Source organism: Parvibaculum sp. (assembly GCF_049651025.1).
Lineage (GTDB): Bacteria > Pseudomonadota > Alphaproteobacteria > Parvibaculales > Parvibaculaceae > Parvibaculum.
On sequence record NZ_JBASBH010000032.1, the window covers coordinates 34,718 to 50,909 of the forward strand.

The 16,192-nt window shown below is 63.3% G+C and carries 17 protein-coding genes; 11 read left to right on the forward strand and 6 right to left on the reverse strand.

What is annotated here, in order from left to right; genetic code table 11:
* Positions 1 to 6: 6 nt before the first annotated feature.
* Positions 7 to 546 (reverse strand): ubiquinol-cytochrome c reductase iron-sulfur subunit, encoded by a 540-nt coding sequence (petA, locus tag WA943_RS03955; RefSeq protein WP_424468545.1) that lies wholly within the window; start codon positions 544 to 546, stop codon positions 7 to 9.
* Positions 547 to 843: 297 nt separating this feature from the next.
* Here petA and WA943_RS03960 point away from each other — a divergent pair, with 297 nt between their 5' ends.
* From WA943_RS03960 to WA943_RS03980, 5 genes are all read left to right on the forward strand, one after another.
* Positions 844 to 1,344, forward strand: coding sequence for a tRNA (cytidine(34)-2'-O)-methyltransferase (locus tag WA943_RS03960; RefSeq protein WP_424468546.1), 501 nt, complete (start codon positions 844 to 846; stop codon positions 1,342 to 1,344).
* Positions 1,345 to 1,356: 12 nt separating this feature from the next.
* Positions 1,357 to 2,247: an oxygen-dependent coproporphyrinogen oxidase gene (gene hemF / locus WA943_RS03965; RefSeq protein ID WP_424468547.1), complete on the forward strand. Its 891-nt coding sequence runs from the start codon at positions 1,357 to 1,359 to the stop codon at positions 2,245 to 2,247.
* 61 nt (positions 2,248 to 2,308) lie between these two features.
* Positions 2,309 to 3,160, forward strand: a complete 852-nt coding sequence (locus WA943_RS03970) for a helix-turn-helix domain-containing protein (RefSeq protein ID WP_424468548.1) — start codon at positions 2,309 to 2,311, stop codon at positions 3,158 to 3,160.
* A gap of 24 nt (positions 3,161 to 3,184) precedes the next feature.
* Positions 3,185 to 3,541 (forward strand): VOC family protein, encoded by a 357-nt coding sequence (locus tag WA943_RS03975; RefSeq protein WP_424468549.1) that lies wholly within the window; start codon positions 3,185 to 3,187, stop codon positions 3,539 to 3,541.
* Positions 3,541 to 3,945, forward strand: a complete 405-nt coding sequence (locus tag WA943_RS03980) for an SRPBCC family protein (protein WP_424468550.1) — start codon at positions 3,541 to 3,543, stop codon at positions 3,943 to 3,945. Before WA943_RS03975 ends, WA943_RS03980 begins: the two co-directional genes overlap by 1 nt.
* A 1-nt stretch (position 3,946) precedes the next feature.
* On the opposite strand, the gene WA943_RS03985 is transcribed toward WA943_RS03980, so the two are convergent.
* From WA943_RS03985 to WA943_RS04005, 5 genes are all read right to left on the reverse strand, one after another.
* Positions 3,947 to 4,216, reverse strand: a complete 270-nt coding sequence (locus tag WA943_RS03985) for a DUF1294 domain-containing protein (RefSeq protein ID WP_424468551.1) — start codon at positions 4,214 to 4,216, stop codon at positions 3,947 to 3,949.
* 4 nt (positions 4,217 to 4,220) lie between these two features.
* A complete protein-coding gene (locus WA943_RS03990) occupies positions 4,221 to 4,643 on the reverse strand; it encodes a hypothetical protein (protein ID WP_424468552.1) in 423 nt (140 codons plus the stop codon).
* A gap of 141 nt (positions 4,644 to 4,784) precedes the next feature.
* Positions 4,785 to 6,026 carry a CCA tRNA nucleotidyltransferase gene (locus WA943_RS03995; protein ID WP_424468553.1) on the reverse strand — a complete coding sequence of 414 codons (1,242 nt, stop codon included), beginning with the start codon at positions 6,024 to 6,026 and terminating at the stop codon, positions 4,785 to 4,787.
* On the reverse strand, positions 6,023 to 6,679 hold the full coding sequence (locus tag WA943_RS04000) for a CoA pyrophosphatase (protein WP_424468554.1): 657 nt from the start codon (positions 6,677 to 6,679) through the stop codon (positions 6,023 to 6,025). The genes WA943_RS03995 and WA943_RS04000 overlap by 4 nt, the downstream gene beginning before the upstream one ends.
* Before the next feature lie 12 nt (positions 6,680 to 6,691).
* Entirely contained in the window at positions 6,692 to 7,309 is a 618-nt protein-coding gene (locus tag WA943_RS04005) for a DUF1285 domain-containing protein (RefSeq protein ID WP_424468555.1), read from the reverse strand.
* A gap of 142 nt (positions 7,310 to 7,451) precedes the next feature.
* Here WA943_RS04005 and WA943_RS04010 point away from each other — a divergent pair, with 142 nt between their 5' ends.
* From WA943_RS04010 to WA943_RS04035, 6 genes are all read left to right on the forward strand, one after another.
* Positions 7,452 to 8,450 (forward strand): AAA family ATPase, encoded by a 999-nt coding sequence (locus WA943_RS04010; RefSeq protein WP_424468556.1) that lies wholly within the window; start codon positions 7,452 to 7,454, stop codon positions 8,448 to 8,450.
* Positions 8,451 to 8,461: 11 nt separating this feature from the next.
* Complete coding sequence (locus WA943_RS04015) at positions 8,462 to 9,406, forward strand: DUF58 domain-containing protein (RefSeq protein ID WP_424468557.1); 945 nt, start codon at positions 8,462 to 8,464, stop codon at positions 9,404 to 9,406.
* Positions 9,407 to 9,409: 3 nt separating this feature from the next.
* A complete protein-coding gene (locus WA943_RS04020; RefSeq protein WP_424468558.1) occupies positions 9,410 to 12,235 on the forward strand; it encodes a DUF4159 domain-containing protein in 2,826 nt (941 codons plus the stop codon).
* A gap of 9 nt (positions 12,236 to 12,244) precedes the next feature.
* Positions 12,245 to 14,353 carry a hypothetical protein gene (locus WA943_RS04025; RefSeq protein ID WP_424468559.1) on the forward strand — a complete coding sequence of 703 codons (2,109 nt, stop codon included), beginning with the start codon at positions 12,245 to 12,247 and terminating at the stop codon, positions 14,351 to 14,353.
* 194 nt (positions 14,354 to 14,547) lie between these two features.
* Complete coding sequence (gene aztA / locus WA943_RS04030; protein WP_424468560.1) at positions 14,548 to 15,309, forward strand: zinc ABC transporter ATP-binding protein AztA; 762 nt, start codon at positions 14,548 to 14,550, stop codon at positions 15,307 to 15,309.
* A complete protein-coding gene (locus WA943_RS04035; protein ID WP_424468561.1) occupies positions 15,309 to 16,187 on the forward strand; it encodes a metal ABC transporter permease in 879 nt (292 codons plus the stop codon). The genes aztA and WA943_RS04035 overlap by 1 nt, the downstream gene beginning before the upstream one ends.
* Positions 16,188 to 16,192: the final 5 nt, after the last annotated feature.

Below are 16,192 nucleotides of genomic sequence, written 5' to 3' on the forward strand. Positions count from 1 at the left end.
GCCCTCTCAGCCGATCTGGATCTTGGTAGCGGAAACGAACTTGTAGGGCGGCACCTCAAGATTGAGCGGCGCCGGGCCCTTCCGGATGCGGCCGGACGTATCGTAGACCGAACCATGGCAGGGGCAGAAATAGCCGTCATACTCGCCCTTGTAGGCGAGCGGCACGCAACCTAGATGCGTGCAGATGCCGATCAGGATGAGCCACTCTTTTTCAAGCTTGCCGTCGGGGCCAGCCTTGAGTCGTGCGTCGTCGGTCTGCGGATCCTTGAGATCTGCAAGATTGACGTCTTCTGCCGCCTTGATTTCCGCTTCCGAGCGATGGCGGACGAAGACGGGCTTGCCGCGCCACTTCACGGTGATTTCCTGGCCGACGGGAACGGCCCCGATATCGAGTTCGATCGAGGCAAGAGCCAGAACGGAAGCGTCCGGGTTCATCTGGTCGATCAGCGGCCAGACAGCGGCAGCGGCGCCAACGGCCGCAAACGCTCCAGTTGCTACATAAAGGAAATCGCGCCGTGTCGGCTCGACCGCGTGGATTTCTGCCACGGTTGGGCTCTCCTCGTATGAATTAGGCCGACCGCCGCCCGCCTTCCTTGGCGGAGCCCCCGAGGTCGCTCTCAATGGGCATCAAGACGACGTGGCGCAAACCTGTTAGACCGGACGAAAGCTACGCATGGCGCGGAGACGAATCCCCCGCTTTCGCCCCATGTGCGAGGTTTTGTGGCATCCAATCAACTGCTTGTCTAGGGGATCGTTGGTTGTGGCAGGATGACGCATCGCCGCACAACCGAATGGCGGCTTCCCTTGGCTTTTCGCGAGTCGTTCGCGATGGGAAGGAGACCGATGCGCCTTGCGCTCTACGAACCCGACATCCCGCAGAACACAGGCACATTGATCCGCCTGGGTGCATGCCTCGGCGTGCCTGTGGATATCATAGAACCTGCCGGTTTCCCTTGGGGCGACCGCGCGTTGAAGCGCGCGGGGCTCGACTATTGGGAACTTGCCGAGCTGACCCGTCACGCCTCCTGGGACGACTATGTCCGTTCATACGGTGCGACCGGTTGCCCTGCGGCGCGCCGCCTCGTTCTCCTGACGACCAAAACCGCCGAACCTTATACGAGCTTCGCTTTCCAGCCCGGCGACACGCTTCTCGTCGGGCGGGAGACGGCAGGGGTGCCAGAGCAGGTCCATGCGGCGGTTGACGCACGCGTCACCATTCCGATGCAGCCCCCTGCCCGGTCCCTCAACGTGGCGATTGCCGCCGCGATGGTGTTGGGCGAAGCACTGAGGCAGACAGAGGGCTTCGGGCCGCGTAAAAGCGCCCCGGCTCAAGCGGGAGACTGAAGGATGACGGCAATGGCGACGGCGACTGTAAACCTCACCGAGACACGTAAAGCGCGCGCGGCGGCCTGGTTCCGCGAACTTCGCGACCGTATCTGCGCCGAATTCGAGAAAATCGAGGATGAACTCGCCGGCACCCTCTCCGACCGTGCACCGGGCCGCTTCGAACGCAAGCTCTGGACACGCGGCGACGGCACCTCGGACCAGGGCGGCGGCGAAATGTCGATCATGCATGGCCGTGTCTTCGAAAAAGTCGGCGTCCATATCTCGACCGTTCACGGCGAGTTTTCCGAAGACTTCCGCAAGCAGATGCAGGGCGCGGAAGAAGACCCCCGCTTCTGGGCTTCCGGCATCTCGCTGATCGCCCATATGCAGAACCCGCGCGTGCCTGCCGTTCACATGAACACACGCCATGTCATGACGACGAAAGCCTGGTTCGGCGGCGGCGGCGACCTGACGCCCGTGCTCGACGTGCAGCGTCGCGACGACCATCCCGACACGCTCGACTTTCACGCTTCGATGAAGCGCGCCTGCGACGCCCATGACGCCGACTACTATCCGCGTTTCAAGAAATGGTGCGACGAGTATTTCTACCTGCCGCATCGCAAGGAACCGCGCGGCACGGGCGGCATTTTTTACGACCACCACGACAGCGGCGACTGGGAGAAGGATTTCGCCTTCACGCAGGATGTCGGCCTCGCCTTCCTCGACATCTACCCCCAACTCGTCCGCCGCCACATGAACGAAAGCTGGACGGCGCAAGAGCGCGACGAACAACTGATCCGCCGTGGGCGTTATGTCGAGTTCAACCTGCTCTACGACCGCGGCACGACCTTCGGTCTGAAGACAGGCGGCAACGTGGATTCGATCCTCTCGTCCATGCCGCCCGAGGTGAAGTGGCCATAAACGGACTCGCCACAAACGGACTCGATTGCCGGATTTTTCCGTCGGGCCTAAACTTCCCTGCATGGTCGCCACGATAACATTGCAGCAAGGCTCGATCTGCGTGATCGACTACCGTTGCGCCACCGCGCCGGACGAGAAGCCTTATACCGAACTGCATGGAGATCACTCGATCTCCTATGTGCGCAAGGGCACCTTCGGCTACAGCCTGCGCGGGCAAACCCATGAACTGGTTGCAGGCTCGGTGCTGGTCGGCCATCCGGGCGACGAGTTTATGTGCACTCACGATCACCACATCTGCGGCGATGAGTGCCTCGCCTTTCACATGACACCGGAGATCGTCGAAACCATCGATGACAAGGCCGATATCTGGCGCCTGGGCGGTCTCCCGCCCCTGCCCGAGTTGATGGTGATCGGCGAGCTCGCGCAGGGCGCCGCCGAAGGCCGCAACGATATCGGCCTCGATGAAATCGGGCTGATATTCGCCTCGCGCTTCGTCAATATCGCCACCGGCCACAAGCGCCGCACCCAGAGCGCACCTGCACGCGACCGCCGCCGCGCGGTCGAAGCGGCAATGTGGATGGATGCACATTCCGACACGGAGATTGATCTCGATAGCGCTGCGAAGGAAGCGGGCTTGAGCCCCTTCCATTTCCTGCGACTCTTTTCCAATGTGCTCGGCGTGACGCCGCATCAATATCTCGTACGCTCGCGCCTGCGCCACGCTGCGCGACTGCTTGGGCAGGATACCCGCCCCATCACCGACATCGCTTTCGATGTGGGCTTCGGCGATCTGTCCAATTTCGTCCGCACGTTTCACCGCGCGGCAGGCGTCTCACCACGCGCCTTTCGGCAAGCCGCCAAAGGCGACCGCAAGATTCTCCAAGAGAGGCTGACGCCCCCTTTCGTAAGATGATCTCCAACCCAAACGGAGGTTCACATGTACGACCATATCGGAGTGAAAGTGAAAGACCTCGAGGCAAGCACGCGCTTCTATAAAGCCGCGCTGGCGGGCCTCGGCCATGTTCTTCATCCCGGCGACGAAACCTATGCGGGCTTCGGCCCCAAAGGCGAGCCGGGCTTCTGGCTTCACCGAAACGACAAGGCAAAGGGCGGCGCGCATATCGCTTTCCGCGCCGAGGATCACGCCGCCGTCGACCGTTTCCATAAGGACGGCCTCAAGGCGGGAGGAAAAGACAATGGCGCGCCGGGCCCCCGCGCTGATTACGGCCCGACCTATTACGCCGCCTTTCTCATCGACCCTGACGGCAACAATGTCGAAGCGGTGTGCCTCTGATGGCTTCGATCCACAAGGAAATCGTGATCGATGCGAAGCCGGACGACGTATGGGCGGCGCTTGCAGATTTCGGCGCATTGCATACCCGCCTTGCAACCGGCTTCGTCACCGATACGCGACTTGAGCCGGGCGCCGCCGCCCGCATCGTCACCTTCTCAAACGGCAGCACGGCGCGCGAATTGCTGGTGACAAAGGACGATGCGCGCCGCCGCCTCGTCTATGCGGTCGCCGCAAACGAACGCATCACCCAGCACAGCGCTTCAGTACAAGTTTTTGCGGAGGATGCGGAACGCAGCCGCTTCGTCTGGATTGCGGATGTGCTGCCGAACGAAATCGGCAGCTACATCGATGAGCAAATGGAACTCGGCGCAGGCTTCATCAAGCAGACGCTCGAGCGCCGATAGCTCAACCCAACAGGCTCCATGCGACCAGGGCGCCTACCTCGACCATGGCGATAACATTGAGCTGTGTACGGAAAGGCTCCTTGCGCGTCTTGTGGCGCAGGCGTTGTTGGGCGAGGATCGAACCGAATGCGCCGCCGATTGCCGCGATCGTCAACAGCGTCTTTTCCGGGATGCGCCGAAGATCGCGCTCGGCGCATCGCTTGTCCCATGCGAAAGCGCCATAGGCGACGGCATTGACTGTAAGCAAATAGACGGCAAGTTCAGACGGCATCGTCTCAGTTCTTCCCGTCTTCGACCACCTGCCGCAGCGTGCCGCGCAACATGCCGTGCTGGCCGAAGTCCCATGTGCCGCCGAATGCGATATCGTCGACGAGCCAGCCCTTGACGCTGCGCACAAGCGCCACCTTGTCGGTCCATGTCGTCGGTTTGGCACCGCCTTCTTCACGGTAAACGAGATCGACATCGCAATAGGCCCGATCTGCCTCCACCGTGCACTGGCCGAGCTTGAAGGAAGTCGGCCCCTCAAAGAGCGACGAGAAGAGATCGCCCTCGACAAAAGGCGGCTCCTCATTATTGGTCTTTTTCGTATGCGCCTCTTCAGCCGCTGCCGCATCGGCGAGCAAACTGGAAAGGCCTGCCGACAACAGCGGCGCGAATTTGGCGCGCTGCGCGGCGTCGGGTACGCCGCTCGGCTTCATATCGATATAGAGCCTATAAAACGCCGTCGCGTTTTTTGCCGGACCGGGACTGGCTGCACAAGCAGGCAACGAAAACCCTACAGCGACACATGTCGCCAGAACCAAACGTCGCATCAAAGCCCCCCGCTTTGGCAGCGACGATCAATAGACCGTCGCCTGCACCACTGCCTTCAACCGCTCGATGATCGAGAATTCGTCGTCGGTGAAATCGGCGTCGACCCACCATTCCTCGACCTCGCGCTGAACGCGACCGATTTCAGGGCCTTCGGGCACGCCTGCCTGTTTGATCATCTGGCCGGTCAGCATGAAATCGGGCTTCACCCAGCTATCGGCCATGGCAAGCATCGCGCGCCACTGAAACGTGTTGTGCCCCGGACGATCTTCCGCCCAGCCGAGCATCACGCGATCCTTGAACGTCTGGACGCCAATCAGATAAAGCGCCTTGCGCACTTCCTTGATCGACAGATAGGCGACGATCTTCGTCTTGTCGGTCAGCATGGCCTCCACACGATCACGGTCGCGGTTGGAAAGCCTGAGCCGCGCTGCAAGGGCCGCAACGCCCGCCGCATCGAGATCGAGTGTCGAAGCGAGGCGGAGCAGCGCATCGCTGGTGAATAGCTGGTTCGCCTCGATGCCAACAAGCTTTTCGAAACGATCGAGACGCGAGGCCTCAGGCAGCACGATCGGCAGGATGCCTGCCGCCGCCATCTGGCGGAATGCCGCGCCTGCATTGTCCGCAGCGGCGATTTTCAAAAGCTCGTCGCGCACGCGCTCGCCGGACAATTGCCGCAAGCCCTCGCGCGCATCGGCACAAGCCTTGAGGCTATCCGCATCCGGTTCGCCCTTGCCATACCAGGCATGAAAACGAAAGAAGCGCAGCACGCGCAGATAATCTTCCGCGATCCGCGCATTCGCATCGCCGATGAAGCGTACACGCCGCGCCGCAATATCCTCGCGACCCGTCCCCAGCGGATCGTGAACCGTGCCGTCGGCATCGGCATAAAGTGCGTTGATCGTGAAGTCGCGACGCTTTGCGTCTTCCACCCAATCGCCGGTGAAGGCGACATCGGCGCGACGGCCATCGGTCTTGACGTCGACGCGCAAGGTCGTGATCTCGAAATGACGCGAAGGCGTCACCGCCATCACGGTGCCATGATCGATCCCCGTGGGGACGACCTTGATGCCTTTGGCGGTCAGAAGCTCCGTGACACGCTCCGGCGTATCGGCGGTTGCGATATCGACATCGCTGACCGGCTCGCCCATGAGTTCGTTGCGCACTGCGCCGCCGACGAAACGAGCGCCGACGCCCAATGTGTCCATCACCATGCGGGTGTCCGCATGGCTCAGCCATTCTGCCCGTGCCAGTTCTTTTTCCGCACTCATCGTCTCACTCCCTCGAAGTCCTGTCCGGCGAAAATCCGGTCATACATGTTCTTCAACATGCCCGCCGTCGCACCCCAGATATAATGCCCATTATATGGCATGGCGTAATATTCGCGCTCTTTCCCACGCCATGTGGCCTTGTGACGCTCATGGTTCCTCGGGTCCATCAGGAAGGACAGCGGCACCTCGAAAACCTCGGCAACCTCGCCGTCGTAAATCTGAAGCGTGAAGCCCGGTTTGACGAAGCCCACCACCGGCATGATGCGAAAGCCCGTTCCCGTCTCATAGGCATCGAGAAAGCCCGCAACCTCGATAAAGCTGGATTTGAGGCCGACTTCCTCATCCGCCTCGCGCAGCGCCGCTTCCGACACGGTCTCCCCCGGCTCGATTTTGCCGCCCGGAAAGGCGACCTGGCCTGCGTGATTGCCCAGATTGTCGGAACGGCGCGTCAGCAAGACGCTCGGCCCCGCCAAATGCTCGACGACGGGCACAAGCACGGCGGCAGCGCGCAGGGTCGGCCGGTCTTCGCGGTCCGCCCATTCGAGTGGCGCGAGATCGCCATCGCCCTTTGGCGCGTCCGCAGTGAGCAGGGCCTCGCGAGACGGGGCGTGCCTGTCCACACGGGCAAGAATGAGATCGCGGTAGTTTTCCATACGCAGGTGGGCCTAAAAGGCCATCTCCTCAGCAGGCATGAAGGGATAGAAAACGCCGCCCGACCAGACGCCGAACCACTTGCGCCCCTCATGCATCTCTTCCGTCCCAAGCTCGACGAGATCGTAAAAGACGGCGCGGTTGATCAACGCCTCAAGCCGCGCCCTGACATGAACATATGGAGAAGGCTCGCCGGTCGCCTCGTCGACCACAAAGCGAATCGGATGATCCGGCCCCGCCACGGTGCTGTCGCCGACGCTGGTGGTGAAAGTGAGTTGCTGGGCCGTGCCCTCGCCCTTCACCGTCATGGCGACCGCGAGAAAGGGCGCATCCTCGACCTTGATCCCGACCTTCTCGACCGGCGTCACCAGATAATATTTGCCGTCCTCGTCATGCCGGAGGATCGTCGAGAAGAGGCGAACGAGCCTTTCCCGCCCGATCGGCGTGCCCATATAGAACCAGGTGCCGTCGCGGGCGATTCGCATGTCGAGATCGCCGCAGAACTCGGGATTCCACAAGTGCACGGGCGGCAAGCCGCGCGCCTTCTTGCCTTCGCTCTCGGCGGCGGAGAGCAAACCGGCTGTCTCTGCGCTTTTTGCTCCGGCAGGCTGTTTTTGTGTCGGCGAGGCCATCTATCGACGCTTCCCTGATGCTTTACCGCTTGAGCGGACATAATATCGCCACCGAGCCATCGGCCAATGGTGCCAATATAAGGTGGATTGTTGGACACGCGCGCCTATCGCATTCGCGACGGCACATCCTATACTTAGGTCAATGCAGACACTCAGTGAAGCGAACGGCGACGCCGTTCAGGAAATCGAAGCTTCGGTCGCCAAGATCGCCGAGGCACGAGCCGCCATTAGTGAAGTCATTTACGGGCAGGAACAGGTGATCGATCAGACGCTTGTGACCGTCCTTGCGGGCGGCCACGCACTGCTTGTCGGCGTGCCAGGCCTCGCCAAGACCTTGCTGGTACACACAATGGGCGCCGTGCTGGGACTGGACGACAAGCGCGTCCAGTTCACGCCGGACCTGATGCCTGCTGACATTCTGGGCTCGGAAGTGCTGGAGGAAAGCGAGCGCGGCTCGCGCAGCTTCCGCTTCCTCAAGGGTCCCGTTTTCTGCCAGTTGCTGATGGCCGACGAAATCAACCGCGCCTCCCCGCGCACCCAGTCCGCGCTGCTCCAGGCCATGCAGGAAAAACAGGTCACCGTGGCGGGCGTCCGCTACGAATTGCCCGCCCCCTTTCACGTGCTGGCCACGCAGAACCCGCTGGAGCAGGAGGGCACCTATCCGCTCCCCGAAGCCCAGCTCGACCGTTTTCTGACGCAGATCGACGTCAACTACCCCGATCTCGAAGCCGAGCGGCGCATGCTGCTGGCGACAACGGGCAGCGAAGAAGTGAAGGTCCGCCCGGCCATGACGGCTGAAGATCTGCGCGCCGCCCAGCGCCTTGTCCGCCGCGTGCCGGTGGGTGAAAAGGTCGTCAATGCGATCCTTGAACTCGTCCGCTCCGCCCGGCCCGAGGAAGGCGCTTCCGAGGAAGTCGAACGCCATGTTGCCTGGGGCCCCGGGCCGCGCGCCAGTCAGGCGCTGATGTTGGCAGTCCGCGCCCGCGCGCTGATGGACGGGCGCTTCTCGCCCTCGGTCGAAGACGTGAAGGCGCTTGCCGCGCCGGTGCTTCGCCACCGCATGGCGCTCAATTTCTCGGCACGTGCCGAAGGCGTCACGGTAAGCGGCGTCATCGACCGCCTCTGCCGCAACATCATCTGAACGACAGAGCCATGCGGCTTCCCTTCTCGCTTGCCGCGACCCCGACAGCGACAGGCCTGCGTGAACAGGCCGATACGCTGGCGGAAGCCTTGCCGCCTCTGGTTGCAGAGGCGGAGCGCATTGCCAATACCGTTGCGCAAGGCGTGCATGGCCGCCGCCGCACGGGCATGGGCGAAAGCTTCTGGCAGTTCCGCCGCTTCCGTGAGGGCGACACTGCCGCCTCGGTCGACTGGCGACATTCGGCACGCTCGCGCCACCTCTTCGTGCGCGAAGCTGAAGTGGAGGCCGCCGAAAGCGTATGGATATGGCGCGACGGGTCTGCGTCGATGGACTACGCCTCCGAATTCGCGCCCCTGACCAAGAAAGACCGCGCAACCGTTCTCGCTCTGGCGCTGACATCGCTGCTCATTCAGGGCGGTGAAAGCGTTGCGGCGCTGGGCGGTGGCATGCCGCCGACCAATGGCCGCGCCGCGCATCGCCGCATGGCCCATCTGCTGCTCGACACACCGACAACAAGCGCAACCGCGACGGGGCTTGAAAGCCTGCCGCCGCCCGAACATCTGCCGCGTTATGCGCAGGTCGTGCTGATAAGCGATTTTCTCTCGCCCGCGGAAGACATCGTCGCCCGCATCAAGGGCTATGCGGCAGAAGGCATTCGCGGCCATCTCATTCAGGTGCTCGATCCGGCGGAAGAAGATCTGCCCTTTACGGGCCGCACGGAATTTGTCGGCGTCGAGGAAGATCTGCGCCTGATGATCGGCCGTGCGGAACGCCTGCGCAAAGCCTATCATGCGCGCCTCGCCCTCCACCGCGACCACATCATGGAAGCGGCGCAACGCATCAACTTCACCTTCGCCACGCATCGGACCGACCGCGCGCCGCATACGGCGCTGCTGGCGCTTTACGGCGCATTGTCCGGCGAGATCGACGCGCGCAAGCCGCGTTCGGGAGCCTGATCCGTGCTCCAGCTTGGCCCCCTCGCTTTCGCAACGCCCTGGATGCTTCTCGGCCTCGCCGTGCTGCCCGCCATCTGGTGGCTGCTGCAGATCAGCCCGCCGCTTCCAAAGCGCGTCCGCTTCCCCGCGATCCGCTTGCTTGTCGGCCTTGCCCGCGAAGAAGAAACGCCAGCCCATACGCCACTCTGGCTTTTAATCCTGCGCTCGGTGCTCGCCGCGCTGATCGTGCTGGCGCTCGCCGATCCCTTGTGGAACCCCGCGCCGACCGTTGCAGGTTCCGGCCCGCTGCTCATAGTCACCGATAATGGCTGGGCCGCCGCCACCCATTGGCGCGACCGCGCAAATGCAATGGATGCACTGATTGCAGGCGCGCGGCGCAACAATCGCCCCGTACTGGTCGTCGGCACAGCGCCCACCGCCACGGCGCCCGATCTCGATTTTGAATCCGCCGATGATGCGGCAGCCCGCGCCCGCGCTTTGCAACCGCAACCGATCGCGCCCGACCGCACCGCCCTGCTCACGCGGCTTCAGGCGGCAAAGGCACTGCCGAAATCCATACAGGTGATCTGGCTGAGCGACGGTTTCGATTATGGCCGGGTAGCTGAATTTTCCGCGGGCCTGTCGAAGCTTGCAGGCTCCGCAAGCCTCGAAGTCGTTGAACCGCGCATCGATCAGCGCGCGCTGGCGCTTCTGCCGCCCGCATCCGAAGGCGAGGCCTTTGTTGCAACCGTTGTGCGCGCCGCAGACAGCGCCGCACAAACAGGCAGCGTTCATGCACTGGGTATCGATGGCGGAATTCTCGGCGAAGCGCCCTTCGCCTTTGCGAGCGGCGCGGAGAAAGCCGAAGCCCGCTTCGACCTGCCGCTCGAACTCAGAAACCGCATCACCCGGCTCAACATAGCCGATGAAACATCGGCAGCCGCGACGACGCTGATCGATGAACGCTGGCGCCGCCGCACGGTGGGGCTCGTTTCCGGCGCGCAAAGCGAAGAAGCGCAGCCCCTGCTCTCCGACCTCTATTATCTTCAGCGCGCCATAGGCCCTTACGCCGAAATCCGCACAGCATCGCGCGACCGCAAAGGCCAGAGCGAGATCGGCAACCTCCTCTCGTCGCCCCTCTCCGTTCTCGTCCTCGCCGATGTCGGCAATCTGACGGGCGTGGACCGCGAAGCGATTGCCGAATGGGTCGGCAAGGGCGGCGTATTGCTGCGTTTCGCCGGACCGAAACTAGCCGCGCAGGAAAAAACGCTGTCAGACGACGAAACAATGCCCGTGCCGCTGCGCACAGGTGGCCGTGCGCTTGGCGGCGCACTCTCCTGGACGAACCCGCAGCATCTCGCACCCTTCGATGCGGGCAGTCCGTTTGACGGCCTCGATGTGCCCGGCGACGTCGCCGTTTCACGGCAGGTGCTGGCCGAACCGACGCTCGAACTTGGCAGCCACACATGGGCGCGCCTTCAGGACGGCACGCCGCTTGTCACCGCCGCAACGCGCGGCAAGGGCCTCCTCGTTCTCTTTCACGTGACGGCAAATAGCGACTGGTCGAACCTGCCGCTGTCCGGCCTCTTCGTTGACATGCTGAGGCGCGTGATCGGCCTGTCGCAAGGCGTCGCCGCAAGCACGGGCGAGACAAGCGCGAGCGAAGCGACATTCTCGCCGGTGCGCACGCTGAACGGCTACGGCCAATTGAACGCGCCGCCCGCGACGGCAACACCCATATCCGTCGCGACCTTCGACAAGACGCCCATCACCCCGCGCCACCCGCCGGGGCTTTACGGGCCTGTCGACAATCCGCGCGCGCTCAATCTGGCAAAAACGGACATCAAGCTGCAACCGCTCGGCGCACTTTCAGGCGTCACGTCGCGGCATCCTTTCGCCGAGACGGCGGAGACACGCTTGCGTCCCTGGGCGCTGGCACTGGCGCTCGCCCTCATCATCGCCGACGGCATCGCCGCCCTTTATGTGACGGGGCTTTTCGATACGACGCCGATCCGCCGCCGTCGCGGCGCTAATATTCTTCCCGCAATCGCCCTCACGCTCGGCGCGCTGACGCTGATACAGGCGCCGCCCGCCCGCGCAGCCGGCAATGCCGATGCCTTCGCGCTCAAGGCATCGATCGACACGCATCTTGCCTATGTCATCACCGGCGACGCGGCGACCGATGAGATCAGCCGCGCGGGCCTTGCGGGCCTTGCAGAGGTGCTGCGCTCGCGCACCTCATTTGAGGCTGCCGACCCGATGGGCGTCGACGTGACGCGCGACGAGCTGGCTTTCTTTCCACTGCTCTATTGGCCCATGACGCCGGGGCAGGAAAATCTTTCCGCCGAAACGCTCGCCCGCATCGACACCTATATGAAAAATGGTGGCACCATCCTGTTCGACACGCGCGATCAGGATCGTTCATTCGGCACGGCAACGGGACCGGGCACGGAAACGCTCCGCCGTCTGATGGGCCGTCTCGATCTGCCGACGCTTCAGCCTGTCTCCGGCAACCATGTCCTGACGAAATCCTTCTATCTCTTGCATGAGTTTCCCGGCCGATTTGCAGGAGGGCAAGTCTGGGTCGAAAGCACCGGCACAGGCGCCGACGCGCAAGGCGGGCGCTCCAATGACGGCGTCTCCGCCGTTGTCGTCGGATCGAACGATTACGCCGCCGCATGGGCGCGCGACGCGCAGGGCCGCCCCATGTTTCCTTGCGAGCCCGGCGGCGAAATCCAGCGCGAGATGGCTTTTCGTTTCGGCGTCAACCTCGTCATGTACGCGCTCACCGGCAACTACAAGGCCGATCAGGTGCATGTGCCCGCTCTGCTCGAGCGGCTGGGGAATTAGGGCCGCAGCATGCAACCAGCCATCTCAGCCGCAGCCTCCTGGGACATTGTCTTCGAGCCGACATTGCCGCTCGCGCTGATCGTCGTGCTCGGCCTCATCGGCGCGGCTGTCATCGCCTATTCCGCATGGCGCGGCGCGCGCGGCGCGCCATGGCGCACGGCAGCGCTCGCCGTAACGCTTGTCGCCCTGCTCAATCCGACCATGCGGCAGGAAGACCGCCAGGCCATTCCCTATGTCGCGGCAATCGTCATCGACAAAAGTCAGAGCATGGAGATCGGCAATCGCCCGAAGGAAGCGCAAGCGGCCCTCGCGCATATAGAGAAAAGCCTCAAGGGCATCTCCGGCATCGAAACCCGCATCGTCACGGTTGAAGGCGGCGCGAGCGGCACGACCGAAAACGGCGAAGGCACGAGGGCTTTCTCGGCACTCGAACAGGCGCTTGCAGACGTACCGCGCGAACGCGTTGCGGGCGCAATCATCATCACCGATGGCGAAATCCACGATGTACCGAAAAGCGCCAAGTCTCTCGGCTTCGACGCGCCTGTGCATGGCCTCATTGTCGGTCGCAAGAACGAAAAGGACCGCCGCCTGACTGTCGTTGAAGCGCCGCGCTTCGGCATCGTCAACGAGCCGGTCAAGCTTGCCTTCCGCGTCGACGATACGGGCACCGAAGGGCCGACTGGCGTCATCGCGCCGGTGACGATTGCAATCGACGGTCAGGAAGTGATGAAGACCGACGTCGCGGTCGGCGAAGACACGCAGGTCTCGCTCTCGCTGAAGCATGGCGGCCCGAATGTGATCGAGATAGACGTCGCGCCGGGACCGGACGAGCTGACGCTTCTGAACAATCGCGCCGTCGTTGTCGCCAACGGCATCCGCGACCGGCTGCGCGTGCTCCTCGTCTCAGGCGAACCAAATCCCGGCGAGCGCACATGGCGCAATCTTCTGAAGGCCGATCCGTCTGTCGACCTCGTTCACTTCACGATTCTGCGCCCGCCTGAGAAGCAGGACGGAACGCCGATCAACGAGCTTTCACTGATCGCCTTTCCCACGCGCGAACTTTTTGTCGACAAGCTGAACGAGTTCAACCTCATCATCTTTGACCGCTACAAGCGGCAAGGCGTGCTGCCGCTCGAATATATTTCGAACATTGCCGAGTATGTCGAAAATGGCGGCGCGGTATTGAATGCGGCGGGCCCCGCTTTCGCCTCGCCCTTCTCGATCTATCGCACGCCTCTTGCCGCCGTTCTGCCCGCGCAACCGACTGGCGATATCACGCTTGGCGGCTTCCGCCCCCATGTGACGGAGACCGGCCACAAACATCCCGTGACGGCAGACCTGCCGGGCGGCAACACATCGCCCGAACAATGGGGCCGCTGGTTCCGCGTCATCGACAGCAAGGTCGATCGCGGCGAAGTCATCATGGATGCGCCGGGCGGAAAACCGCTCATCGTGCTCGACCGCGCAGGCAAGGGCCGCGTTGCGCAGGTCATGTCGGATCAGCTCTGGCTCTGGTCGCGCGGCTATGAAGGCGGCGGCCCGCAGGCCGAGCTTCTGCGCCGCCTCGCGCATTGGCTGATGAAGGAACCCGATCTCGAAGAGGAAAACCTCTCCGCCACGATCGACGGCACGACGCTCACGGTGAAGCGCCGCACCATGTCCGACGAAACGCCGGATGCGCAAGTGACGACGCCTTCGGGGAAAACCACGACACTCAAGCTCGAAAAATCCGCGCCGGGCCGCTTCGAAGCACGCATGAACGCAACCGAGCTCGGCCTCTATCGCGTCACACAGGGCGACCTCAACGCCGTCACGGCGGCAGGGCCGCTCAACCCGCGCGAATTCGCCGATGTGCGCGCGACGGACGCCTTGCTGAAACCCGTTACAACCGAAACGGGCGGCGGCATTTACTGGGTCGGCAAGGACGCCGCCGATACGCCGAACATCCGCACCGTACGCCCGGCTCACGATGCGGCGGGCGACGACTGGCTCGGCCTGCGCCGCAACGAGCAATATCTCGTCCGCGCCGTCCATCAGGTGCCGCTGCTCTCCGGCCCCCTCGCCCTCATCCTGATCCTCGGCACGCTGGCCCTCGCCTGGCGCCGCGAAGGCCGCTGACGGTCCGATCCGCCATTCATGCGCCGCCTTGCCTGTCGTAAAGCCGTGGCGTATGTTCCCGAGTGTTATAATATCACATTCGCAGGCCGTAAGATGAAGAGCCTCACATTCATGGGCGCGAGCGCGACCCATCGCCTCCTCATCGCGGCGGCATGCATCGTCGTTCTCTGGTTCGCCGTTTTCTGGGCGCTCGCATGAGCGCCGCGCAAACCGCAGCCATTCTCATCGAAGACCTCACCGTCGCCTATGACCGGCGGCCGGCCGTCCATCATGTCAGCGGAAATTTCAAGCCGGGCAGCCTCACCGCAATCGTCGGTCCCAATGGCGCGGGCAAATCCACATTGCTGAAGGCGCTTGTCGGTCTGATGCGGCCAAGCGAAGGCCATATCGACCTCGGCGGCCTCGCCCGCAGCGACCTTGCCTATCTGCCGCAACAGGCGGAAATCGACCGCAGCTTTCCGATCACCGTTGCCGACACTGTGGCTCTGGGCCTTTGGCGCGAAATCGGCATCTGGAAAACCGTCACCGGCGAGCGCTGGCGTCGCGTTGCAAACGCGCTTGCCAAGGTCGGCCTGCAGGACTTCGCAGATCGGCCCATCGGCAATCTTTCCGCCGGGCAGTTTCAGCGCGTGCTCTTTGCGCGGCTCCTCGTGCAGGACGCATCCGTCATCCTGCTCGACGAGCCTTTCGCCGCCATCGACGAGCGCACGACCGCCGATCTCATGGAGGTGGTGCGGTACTGGCATGAAGACGGCCGCACCGTCATCGCCGTGCTGCATGACATGGCGGAAGTGCGCCGCGACTTTCCCACGACCTTGCTGATCGCCCGCGAAATGGTCGCCTGGGGCCCGACGGCAGAAGTGCTGACCGACGAGGCGCTGCGTCGCGCCCGCGCGCTGTCCGACGCATGGACGCAATCTCATTCGCAGGCCCATTCTCATGGAGCCGCAGCGTGATGGATATCTACCAGCTCCTCTTCGCACCTTTCGCCGATTACGGCTTCATGCGCCGCGCGCTCATCGCCTGTCTCGCGCTGGCGCTCGGCTCCGGCCCCATCGGCACATTTCTCGTCCTGCGCCGCATGAGCCTGATGGGCGACGCGATGAGCCACGCGATCCTGCCGGGCGCGGCCATAGGCTTCCTCATCGCGGGCCTTTCGCTTTGGGCCATGTCGATCGGCGGCCTCATTGTCGGCCTCACCGTCGCACTGCTCGCAGGCATCATCAGCCGCGCCACGGCGCTGCGCGAAGACGCAAGCCTTGCAGGCTTCTATCTCATCAGCCTCGCCGCCGGTGTGCTCATCGTCTCGACGCGCGGTTCCAATGTCGATCTTCTGCACGTTCTTTTCGGCAGCATCCTCTCGGTCGATGATCAGGCGCTTCTTCTCGTCGCAGGCATAGCGACGCTGACGCTTGTGACGCTTGCCGTGATTTATCGCCCGCTCGTTGCGGAATGTTTCGATCCCGGCTTCCTGCGCGCCGTGGCGGGACGCGGCTCGCTCTATCACGTCATTTTCCTCGTCCTCGTCGTCATCAATCTCGTCGCCGGATTTCAGGCGCTCGGCACGCTGATGGCCGTGGGACTGATGATGCTGCCCGCTGCCGCCGCGCGCTTCTGGGCCGTCGAGGTCTGGTCGCTTGCCGGCCTCTCCATCGCCATCGCCTTTGTCTCCGGCTGGGCGGGGCTCCTCATCTCCTACAATTTCGATCTGCCTTCCGGCCCCTCAATCATCCTGACGGCTGGCGCATTTTACGCCGCCTCCATTTTGTTGGGACGCCACGGAAGCCTGCGCACACGCTATTTCCCCGGCGCGCACTTCCATACGCATCCCTAGAGTAC

What these genes read in the sequence shown, in the direction of transcription:
- WA943_RS04005 (WP_424468555.1), bottom strand. Translation starts at nt 7,309, where the DNA reads ATGGCCTCGCCGACACAAAAACAGCCTGCCGGAGCAAAAAGCGCAGAG.
- WA943_RS03960 (WP_424468546.1), top strand. Translation starts at nt 844, where the DNA reads ATGCGCCTTGCGCTCTACGAACCCGACATCCCGCAGAACACAGGCACA.
- WA943_RS04010 (WP_424468556.1), top strand. Translation starts at nt 7,452, where the DNA reads ATGCAGACACTCAGTGAAGCGAACGGCGACGCCGTTCAGGAAATCGAA.
- WA943_RS04025 (WP_424468559.1), top strand. Translation starts at nt 12,245, where the DNA reads ATGCAACCAGCCATCTCAGCCGCAGCCTCCTGGGACATTGTCTTCGAG.
- aztA (WP_424468560.1), top strand. Translation starts at nt 14,548, where the DNA reads ATGAGCGCCGCGCAAACCGCAGCCATTCTCATCGAAGACCTCACCGTC.
- WA943_RS04035 (WP_424468561.1), top strand. Translation starts at nt 15,309, where the DNA reads ATGGATATCTACCAGCTCCTCTTCGCACCTTTCGCCGATTACGGCTTC.
- WA943_RS03990 (WP_424468552.1), bottom strand. Translation starts at nt 4,643, where the DNA reads ATGAAGCCGAGCGGCGTACCCGACGCCGCGCAGCGCGCCAAATTCGCG.
- WA943_RS03985 (WP_424468551.1), bottom strand. Translation starts at nt 4,216, where the DNA reads ATGCCGTCTGAACTTGCCGTCTATTTGCTTACAGTCAATGCCGTCGCC.
- WA943_RS03970 (WP_424468548.1), top strand. Translation starts at nt 2,309, where the DNA reads ATGGTCGCCACGATAACATTGCAGCAAGGCTCGATCTGCGTGATCGAC.
- WA943_RS04000 (WP_424468554.1), bottom strand. Translation starts at nt 6,679, where the DNA reads ATGGAAAACTACCGCGATCTCATTCTTGCCCGTGTGGACAGGCACGCC.
- WA943_RS04015 (WP_424468557.1), top strand. Translation starts at nt 8,462, where the DNA reads ATGCGGCTTCCCTTCTCGCTTGCCGCGACCCCGACAGCGACAGGCCTG.
- WA943_RS03995 (WP_424468553.1), bottom strand. Translation starts at nt 6,026, where the DNA reads ATGAGTGCGGAAAAAGAACTGGCACGGGCAGAATGGCTGAGCCATGCG.
- WA943_RS03975 (WP_424468549.1), top strand. Translation starts at nt 3,185, where the DNA reads ATGTACGACCATATCGGAGTGAAAGTGAAAGACCTCGAGGCAAGCACG.
- WA943_RS03980 (WP_424468550.1), top strand. Translation starts at nt 3,541, where the DNA reads ATGGCTTCGATCCACAAGGAAATCGTGATCGATGCGAAGCCGGACGAC.
- hemF (WP_424468547.1), top strand. Translation starts at nt 1,357, where the DNA reads ATGGCGACGGCGACTGTAAACCTCACCGAGACACGTAAAGCGCGCGCG.